The sequence below is a fragment of the Streptomyces sp. NPDC005794 genome (genome assembly GCF_042871445.1).
Taxonomy (GTDB): domain Bacteria; phylum Actinomycetota; class Actinomycetes; order Streptomycetales; family Streptomycetaceae; genus Streptomyces.
In genome coordinates, this window is sequence record NZ_JBIAIN010000002.1 from 506,324 (window position 1) to 522,960 (window position 16,637).

A 16,637-nucleotide genomic window follows, 5' to 3' on the forward strand; every position below is an offset into this window, starting at 1 on the left:
TGTTATGACGGAAATTCTTGAGCATGCCACCGCCACCGGTGCGATAGCTGCTTCCCAGCGGGTCGTGGAGCACCCGGCCTGGCCCGCGCTCAAGAGTGCCGTGGAAGAGCTCCGCCCCTGGCAGTCCAAGGACGGTTCCATCGACTTCGCGGCGGACGGCGCACCCTCGGCCGCGACGGCCGGAACCGTGATCGAACGCGTGATCACGGCGGTCGAGCAGCTCTCTCCGCTGCTCCCGCACGACGAGGCCTACCACCGCGCGCTCGTCACCGACCTTCGCCGCTGGACCGCGGACGGCTTCGGCGTCCCGGACTTCCTCGACTCCCTGCTCGCCTTCCAGCCCGCCAGGAACCGCGCGGACGGCCTCCAGCACCTGGTCGTCTTCGCGATGTACACGCAGAACGGAAATCCGGACCGCAATCTCGAAGCAGTCGTGCTGCGGATGGTCTGGCCCGAGTGGCTCGCCGACCTCGAGGCCACGCGTTACGACAACCCACTGTTCTGCGGCATCACCTTCGAGGACTTCACCGCCGGCTACGACACCAACTCCGCGGTGCTCTTCCCCGAGACCATCGCCGTGAGGGAGGCGCCGGAGCGCTTCAGCTGGGGCGGCATCTTCTGCGACCGCGAGGCCGCGCGCTTCCGCCGCGTGACCGAGGCGTCCGTCGACCTGCTGGGCGTCGAGCTGCCGGACGACATCCGCGAGATGATCGGCGACCAGAAGCGCTGCGAGCAGGCCTTCGTGCTCTGGGACATGGTCCACGACCGTACCCACAGCCACGGCGACCTTCCGTTCGACCCCTTCATGATCAAGCAGCGCCAGCCGTTCTGGATGTACGGGCTCGAGGAGCTCCGCTGCGACCTCACCGCCTTCAAGGAGGCCGTGAAGCTGGAGGCCGACGGCTTCGGCCAGGGCCGTGACGTCCAGTTCGCCGTGCTCTTCGACCGGATGTTCCGCTTCCCCGTCACCGGTGAGCGTGTGCGCAACTACGACGGCCTCGGCGGTCAGCTGCTCTTCGCCTACCTCCACAAGCACGACGTGGTCCGCTGGACCGACAACACGCTCAAGATCGACTGGGCCCGTGCCCCGCAGGTCACCAACCAGCTCTGCGGAGAGATCGAGAAGCTCTACCGCGACGGCATCGACCGCCCCAAGCTCGTGCACTGGTTCGCGGCGTACGACCTGGTCGCGACCTATCTCGCACCCCACCCCGGCTCCCGCTGGGCCAAGGGTCCGGACGCGCTGGACGTGACACAGCCGCCCCGTAAGCTCGTCGACGACGTGCTTCCGGACGAGTTTCCCCTGAGCATGTTCTATGAGGCGCTCTCGAAGAAGCTGAAGCATGTGATCGCCTCCACCAAGGGGATCACCGCGGCGGACGCCGGGCGGGCAGCAGCGTGAGCGCGGGTTCTGAGGAGGCGGTGGCGATGAACGGAACAGGCAGGGCCGACAGCGGAGCGCTCGAGGGCGCGGTCGTGGCGGTGGCCGGAGCGGCGGGGCCGGCGGGCCGTGCCACCTTGCTCCGGCTCGCCGAGGCGGGCGCGACCGTGGTCGCCTCCGACGCCAATCCCGAGCGGCTCTCGGAGGCCGTCGACGCCGCGCGGTACGCGCACGGCGGGGCGACCGTCACCGGGGACACGGTCGATCTGCTCGATCTGGAGGCCACCCGGGACTGGGTCGTCAAGACGGAGAGGGAATTCGGCCACGTCGACGGTCTGGTCCACCTCGTGGGCGGCTGGCGTGGCGGTTCCGGCTTCGCGGACACCAGTCTCACCGACTGGGACTTCCTGGAGAAGCTGCTGATCCGTACCGTGCAGTCGACTTCGCTCGCGTTCCAGGACGTCCTCCAGCGCAGCGACCGCGGCCGGTACGTGCTGATCAGCGCGGCCGGGGCCAGCAGCCCCACCGCCGGGAACGCGGCCTACGCCGCGTCCAAGGCGGCGGCCGAGGCCTGGACGCTCGCCCTGGCGGACGCCTTCCGTAAGGCGGGGGGCGACGGGGGCCCGACCTCGGCTGCTGCGATCCTGGTCGTCAAGGCACTGGTGCACGACGCGATGCGCGCCGAGCGCCCGAATGCGAAGTTCGCGGGATTCACAGACGTCACGGAGCTGGCCGAGGCCATCGCCGGAGTCTGGGACAGGCCCGCCGGAGAAGTGAACGGAAAGCGTCTGTGGCTGACCCCGCAACCGTAAGGACCGATGCGCGACGTCATCACGACCCGCAGGTACGCGGGTTCGCCAGTGACAACTACGCGGGTGCGCACCCGGAGGTACTCGCGGCCCTCGCCCTCGCCAACGGCGGCCACCAGGTCGCCTACGGCGAGGACGACTACACCGGCCACCTCCAGCGGATCATGCACAGCCACTTCGGCCCCACCGCCGAGGCCTTCCCGGTCTTCAACGGCACGGGGGCCAACGTCGTCGCCCTCCAGGCGCTGACCGACCGCTGGGGCGCGGTGATCTGCGCCGCGTCCGCCCACATCAACGTGGACGAGGGCGGCGCGCCGGAGCGGATGGGCGGGCTGAAGCTGCTCTCCGTCCCGACGCCCGACGGGAAGCTGACGCCGGAGCTCATCGACCGCGAGGCGTACGGCTGGGACGACGAGCACCGGGCGATGCCCCAGGTCGTGTCGATCACCCAGAACACCGAACTGGGCACGGTCTACACCCCCGGCGAGATCCGCGCGATCTGCGAGCATGCCCACGAGCGGGGCATGAAGGTCCACCTGGACGGGGCGCGGATAGCCAACGCCGCCGCGTCGCTGGACGTGCCCATGCGCACGTTCACCAACGCCGTCGGCGTCGACGTCCTCTCCTTCGGCGGCACCAAGAACGGCGCGCTCTTCGGCGAGGCCGTCGTCGTCCTGAACCCGGATTCCGTCCGGGCCATGAAGCATCTGCGCAAGCTGTCGATGCAGCTCGCCTCCAAGATGCGCTTCGTCTCGGTCCAGCTCGAGGCGCTGCTCGCACGGGACCTGTGGCTGCGCAACGCACGGCACGCCAACGCCATGGCCCAGCAGCTCGCCGAGGGGGTCCGGTCGGTGGACGGTGTGGAGATTCTCTACCCGGTCCAGGCCAACGCCGTCTTCGCGCGGCTGCCGCACGAGGTGAGCGAGCGGCTGCAGAAGCGGTTCCGGTTCTACTTCTGGGACGAGAAGGCCGGCGACGTCCGCTGGATGTGTGCGTTCGACACCCGCGAGGACGACGTGGACGCCTTCGTGCTGGCGCTCAAGGAAGAGATGGCCAGGCAGTAGCGGCATAAGTATGCGGCCGACTGGAAATGTATTGCTCCTGGTCGGCCGCTTCGCTACGCTCCGTGGGTATGAAGCTGATCCAGGACGCTCCTGAACTCTCCGCCTATCTCGCTGCCGACGAGGTCATCGACCATCACCATCCGCTCGTGAGGGAGACGTCAGAGCGCCTCGGCTCCGGAAAGGCAGACGCATACACATACGCGTCCGATGCCTTCGCGTACGTACGCGACGCCATCCCCCACTCGATGGACGTGGGGGACCCACGGGTCACGTGGCGCGCCTCCGACGTCCTCGCCGAGCGCACCGGAATCTGCTACGCCAAGGCCCATGCCCTGACCGCTCTGCTGCGGGCGGCGGGCATCCATGCCGGCCTCTGTTACCAGCGGCTCGTCCCGGGGGACGGCGTGGGCCTCGTCGTGCACGGCCTGGTCGCGGTGCGGCTTCCCGGGTGGGAGCGGTGGATCCGGCAGGATCCGCGCGGAAACGTGGGAGGGATCGACGCCCGGTTCTCGGCGGGTGCGGAGCGGCTGGCCTGCGTGACACGGCCGGAGCTCGACGAGACGGACTATCCGCAGATCCATGCCGCGCCGCACCCGGTGGCCCTCCGCGCGCTGCGGAGCTCGCGCGACGGTGCGGAACTTGTCAGGAACCTGCCGACCGCGCTCTGAGCCCGGCGCGCCCCCCCGGGACGCGCCGGGCACGGCGCCGCACCGCCGCGCGACGGATCAGCCGAGCTCGCGTGCCTCCGCGGGCGTCGGAGCCGTACCGCCGAGGTGCGCCGGAACCCACCAGGTGTCGGCCGCGTCCTTGGGGCGCACCGGATAAGCGCGCTGCGCCGCCTCGAGGAGCTCCTGGACGCGTTCACGCAGCCGACGGGTGATCGCCCCCGCGTACTGGTCGGCGGGGGCCTCCACGGCCTCGCCCACCCGGATGGTGATCGGGGTGTGGCTGCGCCCGAAGTTGCGCGGACGTCCCTTGGTCCACAGTCGCTGGGTACCCCACAGCGCCATCGGGATCAGCGGTACGCCCGCCTCCTGGGCCAGCCGCGCGGCGCCCGACTTGAAGCTCTTCAGGGTGAAGGACTGGGAGATGGTCGCCTCGGGGAACACACCGACGATCTCGCCCGCACGGAGCGACGCCAACGCGTGCGCGTAGGCGTCCTCGCCCTGGTTGCGGTCCACGGGGATGTGCTTCATGCCGCGCATCAGAGGTCCGGACACCTTGTGCCGGAACACCGACTCCTTCGCCATGAAGCGGACGAGCCGCTTCTGGGGCAGGGCGCCGAGTCCGGTGAAGATGAAGTCCAGATAGCTGATGTGGTTGCTGACCAGAACCGCGCCACCGGTCTTCGGGATGTGCTCCGAACCCTGGGTGTCGATCTTCAGGTCGAGCGCCTTGAACAGCGTGCGAGCGGCGCCGATGACCGGCCGATAGACGAGCTCTGCCATCTGGATGAAGACCCTTCTTCAATGCCTGGGGAGGGTTCTCCCGGCGGAAGTTACGCAGCCGTAGGTTTTCGGCATTGTGGCGATCGTGCCCCATGCGCGACGCCGTGGCCAGCCCCAAAGGCCCAAGGACGAGAGATTCTCGTCACGTGAATCTTCCGGGAATGTAATGCGGCCGCAGGGCGCTGACCCTTTGCGCAGAGCTCTGAGAGGGAGGACGGGATGGACGGTCGGACGGCCACCGGCACGCTGGACGCGGCCCAACTCGGCGCGGAACTGGGGGATCGGGCCACATTGGTGCAGTTCTCCACCGCGTTCTGCCAGCCGTGCCGCGCCACCCGGCGCACACTCGCGGAGGTGGCCGGGATGGTCGAGGGCGTCGTCCATGTCGAGATCGACGCCGAGGAACGACTGACGCTCGTGCGCAGCCTCGGTATCAGCCGGACCCCCACGGTCCTGGTGCTCGACGCGACGGGCCGCATCGTCCGCCGGGCCGCGGGGCAGCCGCGTACGGCGGATGTCGTCGCCGCGCTGGGGCGGGCGATATGACGGACCGTGACGCATCTCCCACATGACGGGACGCACTTGACTGCACACGCCACGCATCGTCACTCTGACGCTATGCCGCCAGAACTCCTTCTCTTCGGCCGGGTCCACATCGACCTCGCGCGCCACGCGAGCGCGCGCTGTCCGGGTGCCTGAAGAACCCGTGGACCTGTACGCCTCCTCGCAGAAGGACCTCTCATGACGGCTACGCCCGACCTTGGTACTCCCCGGACGGCAACCCCCGGACTTCTCCGCTCCGTCTTCCGGCAGCACGCCGCCGGCGTCGCCGTGATCACCGCCGCCGGAGCGGGCCCCGTCGGCTTCACCGCGACCTCGCTCAACTCCGTCGCCGCCGAGCCGCCGCTCATCTCCTTCGGGGTGGGCACCACGTCCTCCAGCTGGCCCGTGGTCGCGGAGGCGGAGCACATCGGCGTCCACATACTCGGCGAGGGCCAGCAGGAGCTGGCCGCGACCTTCGCCCGCAGCGGCGCCGACCGGTTCGGCCCGTCCACCGACTGGCGCAGGGGGCCCGAGGGGGTGCCGCTGCTCGGGGGAGTGGTGGCCTGGCTGGTGTGCCGGGTGGTGGCCCGGATCCCGGCGGGGGACCACCGCATCGTGATCGCCGAGGTCGTGGCCGGGGACCCGTCGGGAGGCGGCCGCCCGCTGGTCTACCACCAGGGCAGTTTCACGTCTCTGCGAGACTGAGGGCGAGCAGGTCGCGCAGGAACGTACCTCGTTGGCTACGTCACAGTTCCAAGCGCTTGCTCATGGGTAACGTACTGGGTGTACTGGCGAGTAATATTTCACCGGGAGCCGGGTCGCCCCCGACCGGAATCCGCCCGATAAGGCGCCTATGCTGCGTGCAACAAGGCAGCCCAGAAATGACGATGCAGTAGGAGAGCCGGCGTGAGCTTGAGGATCGTTGTCTGTGTGAAGTACGTGCCCGACGCCACCGGCGACCGGCACTTCGCCGATGACCTGACCCTGGACCGTGACGACGTCGACGGTCTGCTGTCGGAGCTCGACGAGTACGCGGTCGAGCAGGCACTGCAGATCGCCGACGAGGCGGACGACGCGGAGATCACCGTGCTCACGGTGGGTCCCGAGGACGCCAAGGACGCGCTGCGCAAGGCGCTGTCGATGGGCGCCGACAAGGCCGTCCACGTCGAGGACGACGACCTGCACGGCACCGACGTCATCGGCACCTCCCTGGTCCTGGCCAAGGCAGTGGAGAAGACCGGTTACGACCTGGTCATCTGCGGCATGGCGTCGACGGACGGCACCATGGGCGTGCTCCCGGCGCTGCTCGCGGAGCGCCTCGGCGTCCCGCAGGTGACGATGCTCTCCGACGTCTCGGTCGAGGAGGGCACCGTCAAGGGCCGTCGTGACGGCGACTCCGCGAGCGAGCAGCTCGAGGCGTCGCTGCCGGCCGTGGTCTCCGTGACCGACCAGTCGGGCGAGGCCCGCTACCCGTCGTTCAAGGGCATCATGGCGGCCAAGAAGAAGCCGGTCGAGTCCCTGGACCTCGAGGACCTGGAGATCGAGGCGGACGAGGTCGGCCTGGGCGGTTCCTGGACCGCGGTCGACTCCGCGGCTGAGCGTCCCGCCCGTACGGCGGGCACGATCGTCAAGGACGAGGGCGAGGGCGGCAAGCAGCTGGCCGAGTTCCTTGCGGGCCAGAAGTTCATCTGAGCCCCGGCTGTTCCCTTCCCCGCCCCGCACTCCCTCGCACGCAGGAGATTGAAGTCCCATGGCTGAAGTTCTCGTCTATGTCGACCACGTGGACGGTGCCGTCCGCAAGCCCACCCTGGAGCTGCTGACGCTCGCCCGCCGCATCGGCGAGCCTGTCGCCGTCGCCCTCGGCAACGGGGCCGCCGACACCGCCGCCGCGCTCGCCGAGCACGGCGCGGTCAAGGTACTCACCGCCGACGCCCCGGAGTTCGCCGACTACCTCGTCGTGCCGAAGGTGGACGCGCTCCAGGCCGCCTACGACGCGGTGTCCCCGGCCGCCGTGCTGCTGCCCTCCTCGGCCGAGGCCAAGGAGATCGCGGCCCGCCTCGCGCTCCGCATCGGTTCCGGCATCATCACCGACGCCGTCGACCTCGAGGCCGGTGACGAGGGCCCGGTCGCCACGCAGTCGGCGTTCGCCGCCTCGTACACCACCAAGTCCCGTGTCTCCAAGGGCACTCCGGTCATCACGGTCAAGCCCAACTCGGCAGCCGTGGAGGCCGCCCCGGCCGCGGGTGCCGTCGAGGCACTCACGGTCTCCTTCTCCGCGACGGCCACCGGCACCAAGGTCCTCTCGCGCACCCCGCGTGAGTCGACCGGTCGTCCGGAGCTGACCGAGGCCGCGATCGTCGTCTCCGGTGGCCGTGGCGTCAACGGCGCGGAGAACTTCGCGATCATCGAGGCGCTCGCCGACTCCCTCGGTGCGGCCGTCGGCGCCTCGCGTGCCGCGGTCGACGCCGGCTGGTACCCGCACACCAGCCAGGTCGGCCAGACCGGCAAGTCGGTCTCGCCGCAGCTGTACATCGCTTCGGGTATCTCCGGTGCGATCCAGCACCGGGCCGGGATGCAGACCTCGAAGACCATCGTCGCGGTCAACAAGGACGCCGAGGCCCCGATCTTCGACCTCGTCGACTACGGCGTCGTCGGCGACCTGTTCAACGTCGTCCCGCAGCTCACCGACGAGGTCAAGTCCCGCAAGGGCTGACCCTGCGGGAGCTCTGCCCGTACGACGGCCCGGGGCCGCGTGGTGTTCTCACCGCGTGGCCCCGGGCCGTTTCCGGTCACCATTGACGCAGGACCAGCAGACTTATAACTTCACTATGCGGATGCAGGATTCCGGGAAGCGGAATTACGGAACAAGTGGAGGGTACGGTCATGGGCCAGCAGGAGAAGGTGGCAACGAGCCTCGCCGGCACGGTTGGTGAGGAGATCAGCGCCTCCCTCACGTCGGTGGACGCCGAACTCGCCCGCCGCTACCCAGGGGACCCCGGCACGCGTCAGCCCGTCCACACCGTCTATGTGCCCGCCGACGGCTTCACCTCCACCACCCTGCGCACCTGGGGTGACCAGGCGCTGGCGGCGCTCGACGAGCACGCCGCCGACGCCGCCTCGTTCGCCGCGGTCCTCGGGATCCCGCAGGAACTCGCCGAGCCCGTCCACGACCGTGTACGCGCCAAGCTGGAGCGCGAGCCGGTCGAGGACCTGCGCATCGACTTCGAGGACGGCTATGGACCCCGCCCCGACGCCGAGGAGGACGAGGCCGCCGCCCGCGCGGCTCGTCTGGTCGCCGACGCGTTCGGCGGCGGGACCGCGGCTCCGTACATGGGCATCCGGATGAAGTGCATGGAGGCCGCCGTACGCGACCGGGGCATCCGCACCACGGACATCTTCCTCACCGGCCTGATGCGGGCCGGAGGCCTTCCCGACGGGCTCGTCCTGACGCTGCCCAAGGTGACGTACCCCGAACAGGTCACCGCCTTCGCACGCCTGCTCGAGGCCTTCGAGGAGACCCATGGTCTGCCGGCCGGGCGCCTCGGGTTCGAGATCCAGATCGAGACCAGCCAGTCCATCCTGGCGGCGGACGGCACCGCCGCCGTGGCCCGCATGATCGACGCCGCGCGGGGCCGGGCGACCGGTCTGCACTACGGGACCTTCGACTACAGCGCCTGCGTCGGTGTCAGCCCCGCCTACCAGGCCAGCGACCACCCCGCGGCCGATCACGCCAAGGCCGTCATGCAGGTCGCGGCGGCCGGGACCGGCGTGCGGGTCTGCGACGGCTCCACGAACGTCCTTCCGGTCGGCCCCGCCCAGCAGGTCCACGACGCCTGGCGCCTGCACTACGGCCTCACCCGCCGCGCTCTGGCCCGCGCCTACTACCAGGGCTGGGACATGCACCCGGGTCACCTGCCCACCCGGTACGCGGCCGTCTACACCTTCTACCGCGAGGGCCTCGGTCAGGCCGCGGCCCGGCTCGCCGCCTATGTGGCCAAGGCCGGCGGTGACGTCATGGACGAACCCGCCACCGCCAAGGCGCTCAGTGGCTATCTGCTCCGCGGCATCGACTGCGGCGCCCTGGACACCGCGGAGGTCACCGGCCTCACCGGTCTGACCCGCGCGGACCTGGACGGCTTCGCCTCGCCGCGCCGTGGCGGGCTGACCGTGACGGCGCCGTAGGCGTTCACGCCGGCGGGATCTCCCCCGAGCCGCGCGGGACGAGCCGGGTGGGGAGCTCCACCCTGGCGGGGGCGTGGGCGGCGCCGTCGAGGCGGCGGAACAGGTGTTCCGCCGCCGTACGGCCGACCGCTGCGGCATCCTGCGAGATCACCGTGATGCCGAGCAGGTCTGCGAGCTCGATGTCGTCGAAGCTGACCAGGGCGATCCGGCGGTCGCACTCGGCGAGGACGCGGACGGCGGTGACCGTCACCCGGTTGTTGCCCGCGAAGAGCGCGGTCACCGGCTCCGGGCCGGACAGCATGGCCTCGGCGGCGGCTCTGACCCGGACCGGGTCGGTGGGGCCGAGGGAGACCCAGGCGTCCTGGACCTCGACCCCGGCGTCGGCCAGGGCCGTGTGGTACCCGCGCAGTCGCTCCTTCGCGGTGTGGATGCGCGGCTGGTCGCCGATGAAGCCGATCCTGCGGTGGCCGTGCGCGATCAGGTGGGCGACCCCCGCGCGCGCTCCGCCGAAGCTGTCCGAGAGGACCATGTCCGCGTCCACCCGGCCCGCCGGACGGTCGACGAACACGGTGGCGATGCCCGCCTTCATCTCGGGCTCCAGATAACGGTGGTCGTCGCCGGCCGGGATCACGATGAGACCGTCCACCCGGCGGGCGCAGAGTGCGAGGACGAGCTCCTGCTCGCGCTCCGGGTCCTCGGCGCTGGAGCCGTTGATCAGAAGTGCGCCATGGGCACGGGCCACTTCCTCCACGGCGCGGCTCAGCGGGCCGTAGAAGGGATCGGCGAGGTCTTCCAGCACAAGGCCGATGGAAGCGGTGCGGCCCTTGCGCAGGACACGCGCGCTGTCGTTGCGGCGGAAGCCGAGGGCCTCGATGGCCTCCTGGACGCGGCGCTCGGTGTCGGGGGTGACACCGGGCTCGCTGTTCACCACACGTGAGACCGTCTTGAGGCCGACTCCGGCTCGGGCCGCCACGTCCTTCATGGTCGGCCTGTTGCCGTAGCGGGACTCGGAATGACGGGCGGTCTCGGCCACGGTGCGCTGTCCTGTCGTCGGGAACGGGTGATTCCGGCCTTCACCGGTGATGCCGGAGAGGGGCCGGAATGCTGTGGCATCGAGCATAGGCCCTGGACAACGTTGTCAAGAGAATGGAGACTGGGTGGACCATCTGACGTAAGTCGCAGGTCCTGCGCCTCACCCCTCCGGAGAGTCCACACCGATGCATACCGACCTCGTCGCCGCGCTCGACATCGGCGGTACCAAGATCGCTGGGGCGTTGGTCGACGACGGCGGATCCCTTCTCGTACGGGCGCAGCGCCCGACGCCCGCCCGCGAGGGTGCCGAGGACGTGATGGGTGCGGTGAGCGACGTCCTGGCGGAGCTGATGGCCTCCCCCCTGTGGCACCGCGCGCGTGCGGTCGGCATCGGCAGCGCCGGGCCCGTGGACGCCTCGGCCGGCACGGTCAGCCCGGTCAACGTCCCGGGCTGGCGAGGCTTTCCGCTGGCGGACCGGGTGGCCGCGGCAACCGGCGGGCTGCCGGTCACACTGGTCGGCGACGGGGTCGCGATGACGGCGGCCGAGCACTGGCTGGGCGCCGCCCGGGGCTACGACAACGCGTTGTGCCTGGTCGTCTCCACCGGCGTCGGCGGGGGACTCGTACTCGGCGGGAAGCTGCATCCGGGCCCCTCGGGCAACGCCGGTCACATCGGGCACATCAGCGTCGACCTGGACGGCGACCCCTGTCCGTGCGGCGCGCGCGGCTGCGTGGAACGTCTCGCCAGCGGGCCGAACATCGCCCGCCGGGCCCTGGAGAACGGCTGGAGCCCCGGTCCGGACGGCGACGCGACGGCCGCCGCGGTGGCCGCTGCCGCGCGGGCAGGAGACCCGGTCGCGGCCGCGTCGTTCGAGCGGGCCGCCCAGGCACTCGCCGCCGGAATCGCGGCCACGGCCACCTTGACCGACATCGACATCGCAGTGATCGGAGGGGGAGTCGCGGGCGCGGGCGAGGTGCTCTTCGCGCCGCTGCGCAGGTCCCTTCGCGACTACGCCACGCTCTCCTTCGTCCAGGAACTCACCGTCACCTCCGCGGTGATGGGCGCCGACGCGGGTCTGGTCGGCGCGGCGGCGGCGGCCTCGCCGGTCCGTCCCGGCGCCTCCGCCTCCAACGGCGTGCGGGCCGTAGCCGCCCCGTAGGGGGCCATGGGCCTTACCGCACACCCATCGGCGTACCGTTCGCTCGCCGCTCCAACGGCTCCGGCGCAACTGTGTCACCCCTGCGGGGTTTCCGGCCCGTGCCGCCGCCCAGGCCCAGCTCGGGCAGGTGGCCGACGCGCACCACCGCCTCGCCCTCATCTGGGCCGACGGCGGCTCCACCGGCCCCCTCGTCGAGTACTGCCTGGCCACGCTCGCCCTGGTCCTCGCGATCGTCAAACGCAGCGGCGACATGCGTGGCTTCGTGGTCCTGCCCAAGCGGTGGATCGTCGAGCGCCTCTTCGCCCACCTGATGCGCACCCGCCGCCTGGCACGCGACTACGAACGCCGCACCACCAGCGCCGAGGCGATGACCTACTGGTCGATGACCCTGCTCATGACCCGCCGCCTCGCGCGGCCGCGGTCTTCGCGAGCATGCCGGCCAGGCGCGGGTTCGGCCAGCCAGCCGCGCGCAACCAGGCGTTTCGCCTTCGACCGCAGTGCCTCCACCTTGGCCGGCACCGCGTCCCCCAGACCGAACATCACGGCCATCTCCTGGCGGGTCAGCGGCCCTTGAAGGAGCCGATCCCGGTCCGAGAGAGCTTGCAGAATGCGCTGGTAGTCCACCGACAGCACCGACCAGGCCAGCCCCTCACGCCACACCGGCACCTGCGACTTCGGCTTCGCCGAGTCCCGGGGCGCCGACCCGCCCGCAGCCGGCGGATCCGGGACGTCCTCCGTGTCGGCGGTGCTGCCGCAGTCCGGAGCCAGGACCGCATCGACCCGCCTGCGGGCGATGACCCACTCCTGCCATTCCAGCTCGGCTACGGCCAGTTCGGCCTGGATGCGGTCGGCCTCCTCACGCAGCCCGTCGACCCGAAAGCGAGCTGCGAGCTCATGCTGTTCCAGCAGTCCGACAACCGACGGTATCCGCAACCTCCCGGGGAGCGACGACACGACAGGTCACGACTCCCACTGAATCACCGCACTTACTCCTGACCAGAGCAAACGCCGCCCTCAAGTCCGGAAGGACAACAACTTCTCAACGAGCCGCTGGCCGCCGGATCCATGCTTGGAAGGCTCAGCGAACCTCGCCCGACGCCCCGCCTGCGAGAAGTCGACGAAACCGCCTACAAAAAACTCCAGCAGGCTCCGTGCTTCCTTGCCGTCAGGCTTCCGCGGTCCTGACAGCACGCAACCCCAGCCTCCCGGCGAACACGCACAGTCATTCCCTCGTCCCCCAAGCGCCAGAACTGGCGACACTTGAATACGCGAGTCCACCAGACCGAGGCCGAGATTGTACGGAAGGGGGTGCTCCTCAAGTTCTTGGGTGCGTCGCCTTTCTGACACCGTTGTATGTGCACCCGGCGCCGATCCGGCTGTGTGCCGCCACTTGTTGATCTTGTTTATCAATTGGCCATAGACGGAACTGGGGCTCAAGCGGAATGGCATCCGGGGAGACTCGAGGATCGGGGATGTGTGAGTTCCGGGCCTGGCGCCGTCGGCGGCGATCTCCCGCTCGGCGGAGTCGCAGGTCAGAGTCCCACTGCCCGAGAGATGGCCAGGCTCGCCGTTCGCAGCGCGACTTGAGCGGCGACCCGGGACCCTCCTTCGTCGGGCGCGACCAGTGACAGCGCGCCCAATGAGTCACCGCGCCGGTTCAGGATCGGGGCGGCGACTGTGGACATCGCGGTGGGCTCGGTGCGCAGTGGGTTGGGCACAGTCATGGCACATACGCCCTCCCGGCGGATGGTGGCCATGAGTCGGCGGAGGTGGCCCGCGTTGGTCGCGCCGGCCAGAGCCTCGTCCTTCACCTGCTCGGGGGCGTGGGTCAGCAGGGCGATGCCGATGCCGGTCTCGGTGAGGGGGAGGCGGCCGCCGACACGGTACTTGACCGCTGCCGCGTTCCGCGCTGACAGGCGCTCGACGAGGACGGCCTCGTGGCCGTCGCGTACTGCGAGGAGGATGTGCTGGCGGGTGACCTGGTGCAGGTCCTCCATGAACGGGAGCGCGGCGGCGCGCAGTCCGTGGCCGCGGGGTGCCAGCGAGGCGATCTCGAGCAGGTGCAGGCCGACGACGAAATCACCGTTGTCGAGGCGTTCGAGAGCACCCACACCTATCAGCTGGGTCGCGATTCGCGACGTGGTGCTCTTGGGCAGATCCGCCCGGGCTGCGAGCTTGTGGAGCGGCAGTCCCTCCCCGGCCTCGGCGAAGGCACCCAGGATCCGGAACGCTCGCTCCAGAATCGGCTCGCCGTGCAGCGGTCGTCCCGAGGTCCGTACTGGCGTGCCACTCATCGGAATCCCCGGTGCTCGGAGCTGGTCACGACTCGAATACTAGCGCCATGACTCACCCGTACGACGGCGCGCGGACGTCGGTCTCGATCGCTGGCGCCGGCCCCGCTGGGATGGCCGCCGCGAACGAACTTGCGCATCACGGCCTCCGATCCGTGGTGGCCGAGCCGCGCCTCGCGGGCTCCCACCTCAGGCCCCGCGCGAAGACCACGAGCGCGAGGACGAGAGAGCTGTTCCGACGCTGGGGCGTCACGGACGAGGTACGCCGACGCGGCGCCTCCTTCACCCACGCGGTGCCGATGTGTCGGGTTCTGCGACACCTTCGCCGAGTGGTCTGCCTCCTACGAGGTCGAGCGTCGTGGCATCGCCGAACTCGCCGACGCCTCGGCCGTCCGCAAACTGCAGGCCTCCGAACCGGAACGAGCAACCACCTCTCCGACCGGATCCGGGAGACCGAGCCGGAGGAGTTCCCTTCACTGGGGCTGGTACTGGGCTACTCCTACACGGGCTCGCCGGTGATCGCCGGAGACGGCACGGACGACCAGCCACAGCTCAGCCAGGCGAGCTGCGTCCCGGCGACCCTGCCGGATCGAGCTCAGGACCGTCTCCTGGTCCGGCCCGACCAGCGCACCTCCTGGCGCGGCCGTGACCTCGATGGCGCCGACCTGAGCCTGCTCTGTGCCACCACACAGCCGCAACGGCTCGCCCACCGTCAGCAGCGAGACAGGGCGGGAAGGAGCGCGCCTGTGCCCATGCACCGACTGACCGCGATCATCCTTGGCGCGCCCGCCGTCGCAGCCACGGTCGCGTACTGGACCGACTTCGGACTCACGCCGCTTGCCGGCGGTGGCGAGCACACCCGCCGCTTCAGCACCGCCGACGGCGAACAGCTCATGCTCGGGCACCCGCCGCGCCGACAACTCCTCGACATCGGTGTCGACGAGCCGGACGACCTCGACCGCGTCACCGGTAGCCTGCTCAGGTGTCGACCACCACAACGTGCTGGTCCAGAGCGCGCCGGTCGGCTTCCTCCTTCCTCCACGACACGTCCTGGCAGGTGGACGACGTCGACGAGGTGGGGCGCGGCGCCACAGCCATGTTCGAGGCCGACCCGGAACGGCACATGTGGGGCCTGGGCAGACATGCCATCGGGTCCAACTTCTTCTGGTACCTCAAAGACCCGGCCGGGTACTTCTCCGAGTGCCACTCCGACATCGACTGCATCGTCGACGACGCCCTGTGGACGCCAGGTGTGTGGGAGGCCACCCGCTCGCTGTGTCAGTGGGGAAGGACCGCACCCTCCGCCGTCGTTTCTCGCCCCGGACGACCTCGCCCCACTGATGACCGGAGCCCACGTCAAGAAACCACGGCGATGGTCGTGGAGAGTGATGTCCACCAGCGCATGTGGACATCGGAAATCAAAAGAAGGAGCCAGCAATAATGACTGATCCCGCACTGCGCAACGTCCATGTCCCGCACAACTATGCTGAGCAGCAAGCCGATCTCGGTGAGATCACCATGAACTACGCCGAGGCCGGCAGGCCGGACAAGCCCGCCGTGCTGTTGATCCCCGAGCAGACCGGCTCATGGTGGGGATACGAGGAGAGCATGAGGCTGCTCGCCGAGGACTTCCACGTGTACGCCGTCGACCTGCGGGGCCACGGGCGCAGCAGCTGGACCCCGAAGCGGTACAGCATTGACAACTTCGGCAACGATCTGGTCCGGTTCATCGCCCTGGTGGTGAAGCGCCCCGTCATCGTCGCGGGTAACTCCTCAGGTGGCGTCCTCGCGGCCTGGCTGTCGGCGTACTCCATGCCCGGGCAGGTCCGGGCCGTGTTGTGCGAGGATGCCCCGTTCTTCTCCTCCGAGCTCGTCACCACGTGCGGCCACTCGGTCCGCCAGGCGGCGGGTCCCTTGTTCGAGCTGTTCCGCACCTACCTCGGTGACCAGTGGAGCGTCGGTGACTGGGAGGGCTATCTTCGCGCGGCCGGCGCCTCGGCGACGCCGATGGCGCGGTCCTTCGTGTCGGACGAGATCCCGCAGCACATGAAGGAGTACGACCCGGAATGGGCGCGGGTCTTCTGGGAGGGCACCGTCGGATTGCACTGCCCGCACGAGCGGATGCTGCCCCAGGTCAAGACGCCGGTGCTCCTCACGCACCACATGCGTGGCATCGACCCGGACACCGGGAACTTGCTCGGAGCGCTCTCCGACGAACAAGCTGCCCGGGCCAGGCTGCTCATGGAGTCGGCGGGAGTGAAGGTCGACTACGAGTCGGTGCCGGATGCGGTTCACACGATGCACCAGTTCGACCCCCCTCGGTACGTCAAGATCTTCACACAGTGGGCGGCCACGCTGGCGGAGTGATCGGGTGGCGCGCTCTTCGAAGGTTGTCGGCCGGGGGTGGATGCGCGTGCGCATCGCTACACGTCGTGGCCGTACGGTCCTGACCTCGTCCGACGCCACGTCGCTCGTCGATGTCGCGGTAACGAGCCAGGGGGTGCTTCTGGCGGCGGGCATCTCCAAGGACACGTGGCGACGCGTCGAGGAGGGGATGGATGCTCGTGAGGTGACCTGGTGTTCTGTCCACGGAGGTTGGTGACAGGGATCACGGCTGGGGGATCTTGAACGAGTGAAGTTTCCCCGTGATCTTGAACACGATGTTGTTACGCCGCGAGGGTCTGGCCCTGTTGGTAGCGCAATCGGGTCTCGTGGGGCGTGAGGTAG

The 16,637-nt window shown here is 69.8% G+C and carries 14 protein-coding genes and 4 pseudogenes; 14 read left to right on the top strand and 4 right to left on the bottom strand.

Annotated features, from left to right (window positions below):
- The first annotated feature begins 4 nt into the window (after positions 1-4).
- The 4 genes from ACFYQ5_RS04645 (at position 5) to ACFYQ5_RS04660 (ending at position 3,922) form a co-directional block, all read left to right on the top strand.
- A complete protein-coding gene (locus ACFYQ5_RS04645; RefSeq protein WP_389193032.1) occupies positions 5-1,402 on the top strand; it encodes a DUF6421 family protein in 1,398 nt (465 codons plus the stop codon).
- A 26-nt stretch (positions 1,403-1,428) separates the two neighbouring features.
- Positions 1,429-2,193, top strand: a complete 765-nt coding sequence (locus tag ACFYQ5_RS04650; RefSeq protein ID WP_389193035.1) for an SDR family NAD(P)-dependent oxidoreductase — start codon at positions 1,429-1,431, stop codon at positions 2,191-2,193.
- Entirely contained in the window at positions 2,172-3,254 is a 1,083-nt protein-coding gene (locus ACFYQ5_RS04655) for a threonine aldolase family protein (protein WP_389193038.1), read from the top strand. The genes ACFYQ5_RS04650 and ACFYQ5_RS04655 overlap by 22 nt, the downstream gene beginning before the upstream one ends.
- A 68-nt stretch (positions 3,255-3,322) precedes the next feature.
- A complete protein-coding gene (locus tag ACFYQ5_RS04660; protein ID WP_389193041.1) occupies positions 3,323-3,922 on the top strand; it encodes a transglutaminase family protein in 600 nt (199 codons plus the stop codon).
- A gap of 57 nt (positions 3,923-3,979) precedes the next feature.
- Here ACFYQ5_RS04660 and ACFYQ5_RS04665 read toward each other — a convergent pair whose 3' ends face one another.
- Positions 3,980-4,702 carry a lysophospholipid acyltransferase family protein gene (locus ACFYQ5_RS04665; RefSeq protein ID WP_359471524.1) on the bottom strand — a complete coding sequence of 241 codons (723 nt, stop codon included), beginning with the start codon at positions 4,700-4,702 and terminating at the stop codon, positions 3,980-3,982.
- Positions 4,703-4,921: 219 nt separating this feature from the next.
- Here ACFYQ5_RS04665 and ACFYQ5_RS04670 point away from each other — a divergent pair, with 219 nt between their 5' ends.
- From ACFYQ5_RS04670 to ACFYQ5_RS04690, 5 genes are all read left to right on the top strand, one after another.
- Complete coding sequence (locus ACFYQ5_RS04670; RefSeq protein ID WP_389193044.1) at positions 4,922-5,248, top strand: TlpA family protein disulfide reductase; 327 nt, start codon at positions 4,922-4,924, stop codon at positions 5,246-5,248.
- Between the two features lie 195 nt (positions 5,249-5,443).
- Complete coding sequence (locus ACFYQ5_RS04675) at positions 5,444-5,950, top strand: flavin reductase family protein (RefSeq protein ID WP_389193047.1); 507 nt, start codon at positions 5,444-5,446, stop codon at positions 5,948-5,950.
- 201 nt (positions 5,951-6,151) lie between these two features.
- On the top strand, positions 6,152-6,937 hold the full coding sequence (locus tag ACFYQ5_RS04680; RefSeq protein WP_389193050.1) for an electron transfer flavoprotein subunit beta/FixA family protein: 786 nt from the start codon (positions 6,152-6,154) through the stop codon (positions 6,935-6,937).
- A gap of 58 nt (positions 6,938-6,995) precedes the next feature.
- Entirely contained in the window at positions 6,996-7,958 is a 963-nt protein-coding gene (locus ACFYQ5_RS04685) for an electron transfer flavoprotein subunit alpha/FixB family protein (RefSeq protein ID WP_389193053.1), read from the top strand.
- A gap of 170 nt (positions 7,959-8,128) precedes the next feature.
- Entirely contained in the window at positions 8,129-9,427 is a 1,299-nt protein-coding gene (locus ACFYQ5_RS04690; protein WP_389193055.1) for a DUF6986 family protein, read from the top strand.
- A 4-nt stretch (positions 9,428-9,431) separates the two neighbouring features.
- Here ACFYQ5_RS04690 and ACFYQ5_RS04695 read toward each other — a convergent pair whose 3' ends face one another.
- On the bottom strand, positions 9,432-10,460 hold the full coding sequence (locus tag ACFYQ5_RS04695; protein ID WP_389193058.1) for a LacI family DNA-binding transcriptional regulator: 1,029 nt from the start codon (positions 10,458-10,460) through the stop codon (positions 9,432-9,434).
- A gap of 184 nt (positions 10,461-10,644) precedes the next feature.
- Between ACFYQ5_RS04695 and ACFYQ5_RS04700 the strand changes: the two genes are divergently transcribed.
- The gene (locus ACFYQ5_RS04700; protein WP_389193061.1) at positions 10,645-11,619 is read left to right on the top strand and encodes an ROK family protein; all 975 of its coding nucleotides are present in this window, start codon (positions 10,645-10,647) and stop codon (positions 11,617-11,619) included.
- Positions 11,620-11,722: 103 nt separating this feature from the next.
- Positions 11,723-11,998, top strand: a pseudogene (locus tag ACFYQ5_RS04705) (transposase); the annotation flags it as partial.
- A gap of 13 nt (positions 11,999-12,011) precedes the next feature.
- Here the strand turns inward: ACFYQ5_RS04705 and ACFYQ5_RS04710 are convergent.
- Together ACFYQ5_RS04710 and ACFYQ5_RS04715 are read right to left on the bottom strand one after the other, a co-directional pair.
- Positions 12,012-12,546, bottom strand: a pseudogene (locus tag ACFYQ5_RS04710) (hypothetical protein).
- Positions 12,547-13,151: 605 nt separating this feature from the next.
- Positions 13,152-13,913 (bottom strand): IclR family transcriptional regulator, encoded by a 762-nt coding sequence (locus ACFYQ5_RS04715; RefSeq protein ID WP_389193064.1) that lies wholly within the window; start codon positions 13,911-13,913, stop codon positions 13,152-13,154.
- 110 nt (positions 13,914-14,023) lie between these two features.
- Between ACFYQ5_RS04715 and ACFYQ5_RS04720 the strand changes: the two are divergent.
- From ACFYQ5_RS04720 to ACFYQ5_RS04730, 3 genes and pseudogenes are all read left to right on the top strand, one after another.
- Positions 14,024-14,131, top strand: a pseudogene (locus ACFYQ5_RS04720) (hypothetical protein); the annotation flags it as partial.
- Positions 14,132-14,656: 525 nt separating this feature from the next.
- A pseudogene (locus tag ACFYQ5_RS04725) lies at positions 14,657-15,265 on the top strand (hypothetical protein); the annotation flags it as partial.
- An 85-nt stretch (positions 15,266-15,350) separates the two neighbouring features.
- The gene (locus ACFYQ5_RS04730) at positions 15,351-16,277 is read left to right on the top strand and encodes an alpha/beta hydrolase (protein ID WP_389193067.1); all 927 of its coding nucleotides are present in this window, start codon (positions 15,351-15,353) and stop codon (positions 16,275-16,277) included.
- Positions 16,278-16,637 lie beyond the last annotated feature (360 nt).

What these genes read in the sequence shown, in the direction of transcription:
- ACFYQ5_RS04670 (WP_389193044.1), top strand. Translation starts at nt 4,922, where the DNA reads ATGGACGGTCGGACGGCCACCGGCACGCTGGACGCGGCCCAACTCGGC.
- ACFYQ5_RS04665 (WP_359471524.1), bottom strand. Translation starts at nt 4,702, where the DNA reads ATGGCAGAGCTCGTCTATCGGCCGGTCATCGGCGCCGCTCGCACGCTG.
- ACFYQ5_RS04650 (WP_389193035.1), top strand. Translation starts at nt 1,429, where the DNA reads ATGAACGGAACAGGCAGGGCCGACAGCGGAGCGCTCGAGGGCGCGGTC.
- ACFYQ5_RS04660 (WP_389193041.1), top strand. Translation starts at nt 3,323, where the DNA reads ATGAAGCTGATCCAGGACGCTCCTGAACTCTCCGCCTATCTCGCTGCC.
- ACFYQ5_RS04730 (WP_389193067.1), top strand. Translation starts at nt 15,351, where the DNA reads ATGACTGATCCCGCACTGCGCAACGTCCATGTCCCGCACAACTATGCT.
- ACFYQ5_RS04675 (WP_389193047.1), top strand. Translation starts at nt 5,444, where the DNA reads ATGACGGCTACGCCCGACCTTGGTACTCCCCGGACGGCAACCCCCGGA.
- ACFYQ5_RS04715 (WP_389193064.1), bottom strand. Translation starts at nt 13,913, where the DNA reads ATGAGTGGCACGCCAGTACGGACCTCGGGACGACCGCTGCACGGCGAG.
- ACFYQ5_RS04700 (WP_389193061.1), top strand. Translation starts at nt 10,645, where the DNA reads ATGCATACCGACCTCGTCGCCGCGCTCGACATCGGCGGTACCAAGATC.
- ACFYQ5_RS04690 (WP_389193055.1), top strand. Translation starts at nt 8,129, where the DNA reads ATGGGCCAGCAGGAGAAGGTGGCAACGAGCCTCGCCGGCACGGTTGGT.
- ACFYQ5_RS04645 (WP_389193032.1), top strand. Translation starts at nt 5, where the DNA reads ATGACGGAAATTCTTGAGCATGCCACCGCCACCGGTGCGATAGCTGCT.
- ACFYQ5_RS04685 (WP_389193053.1), top strand. Translation starts at nt 6,996, where the DNA reads ATGGCTGAAGTTCTCGTCTATGTCGACCACGTGGACGGTGCCGTCCGC.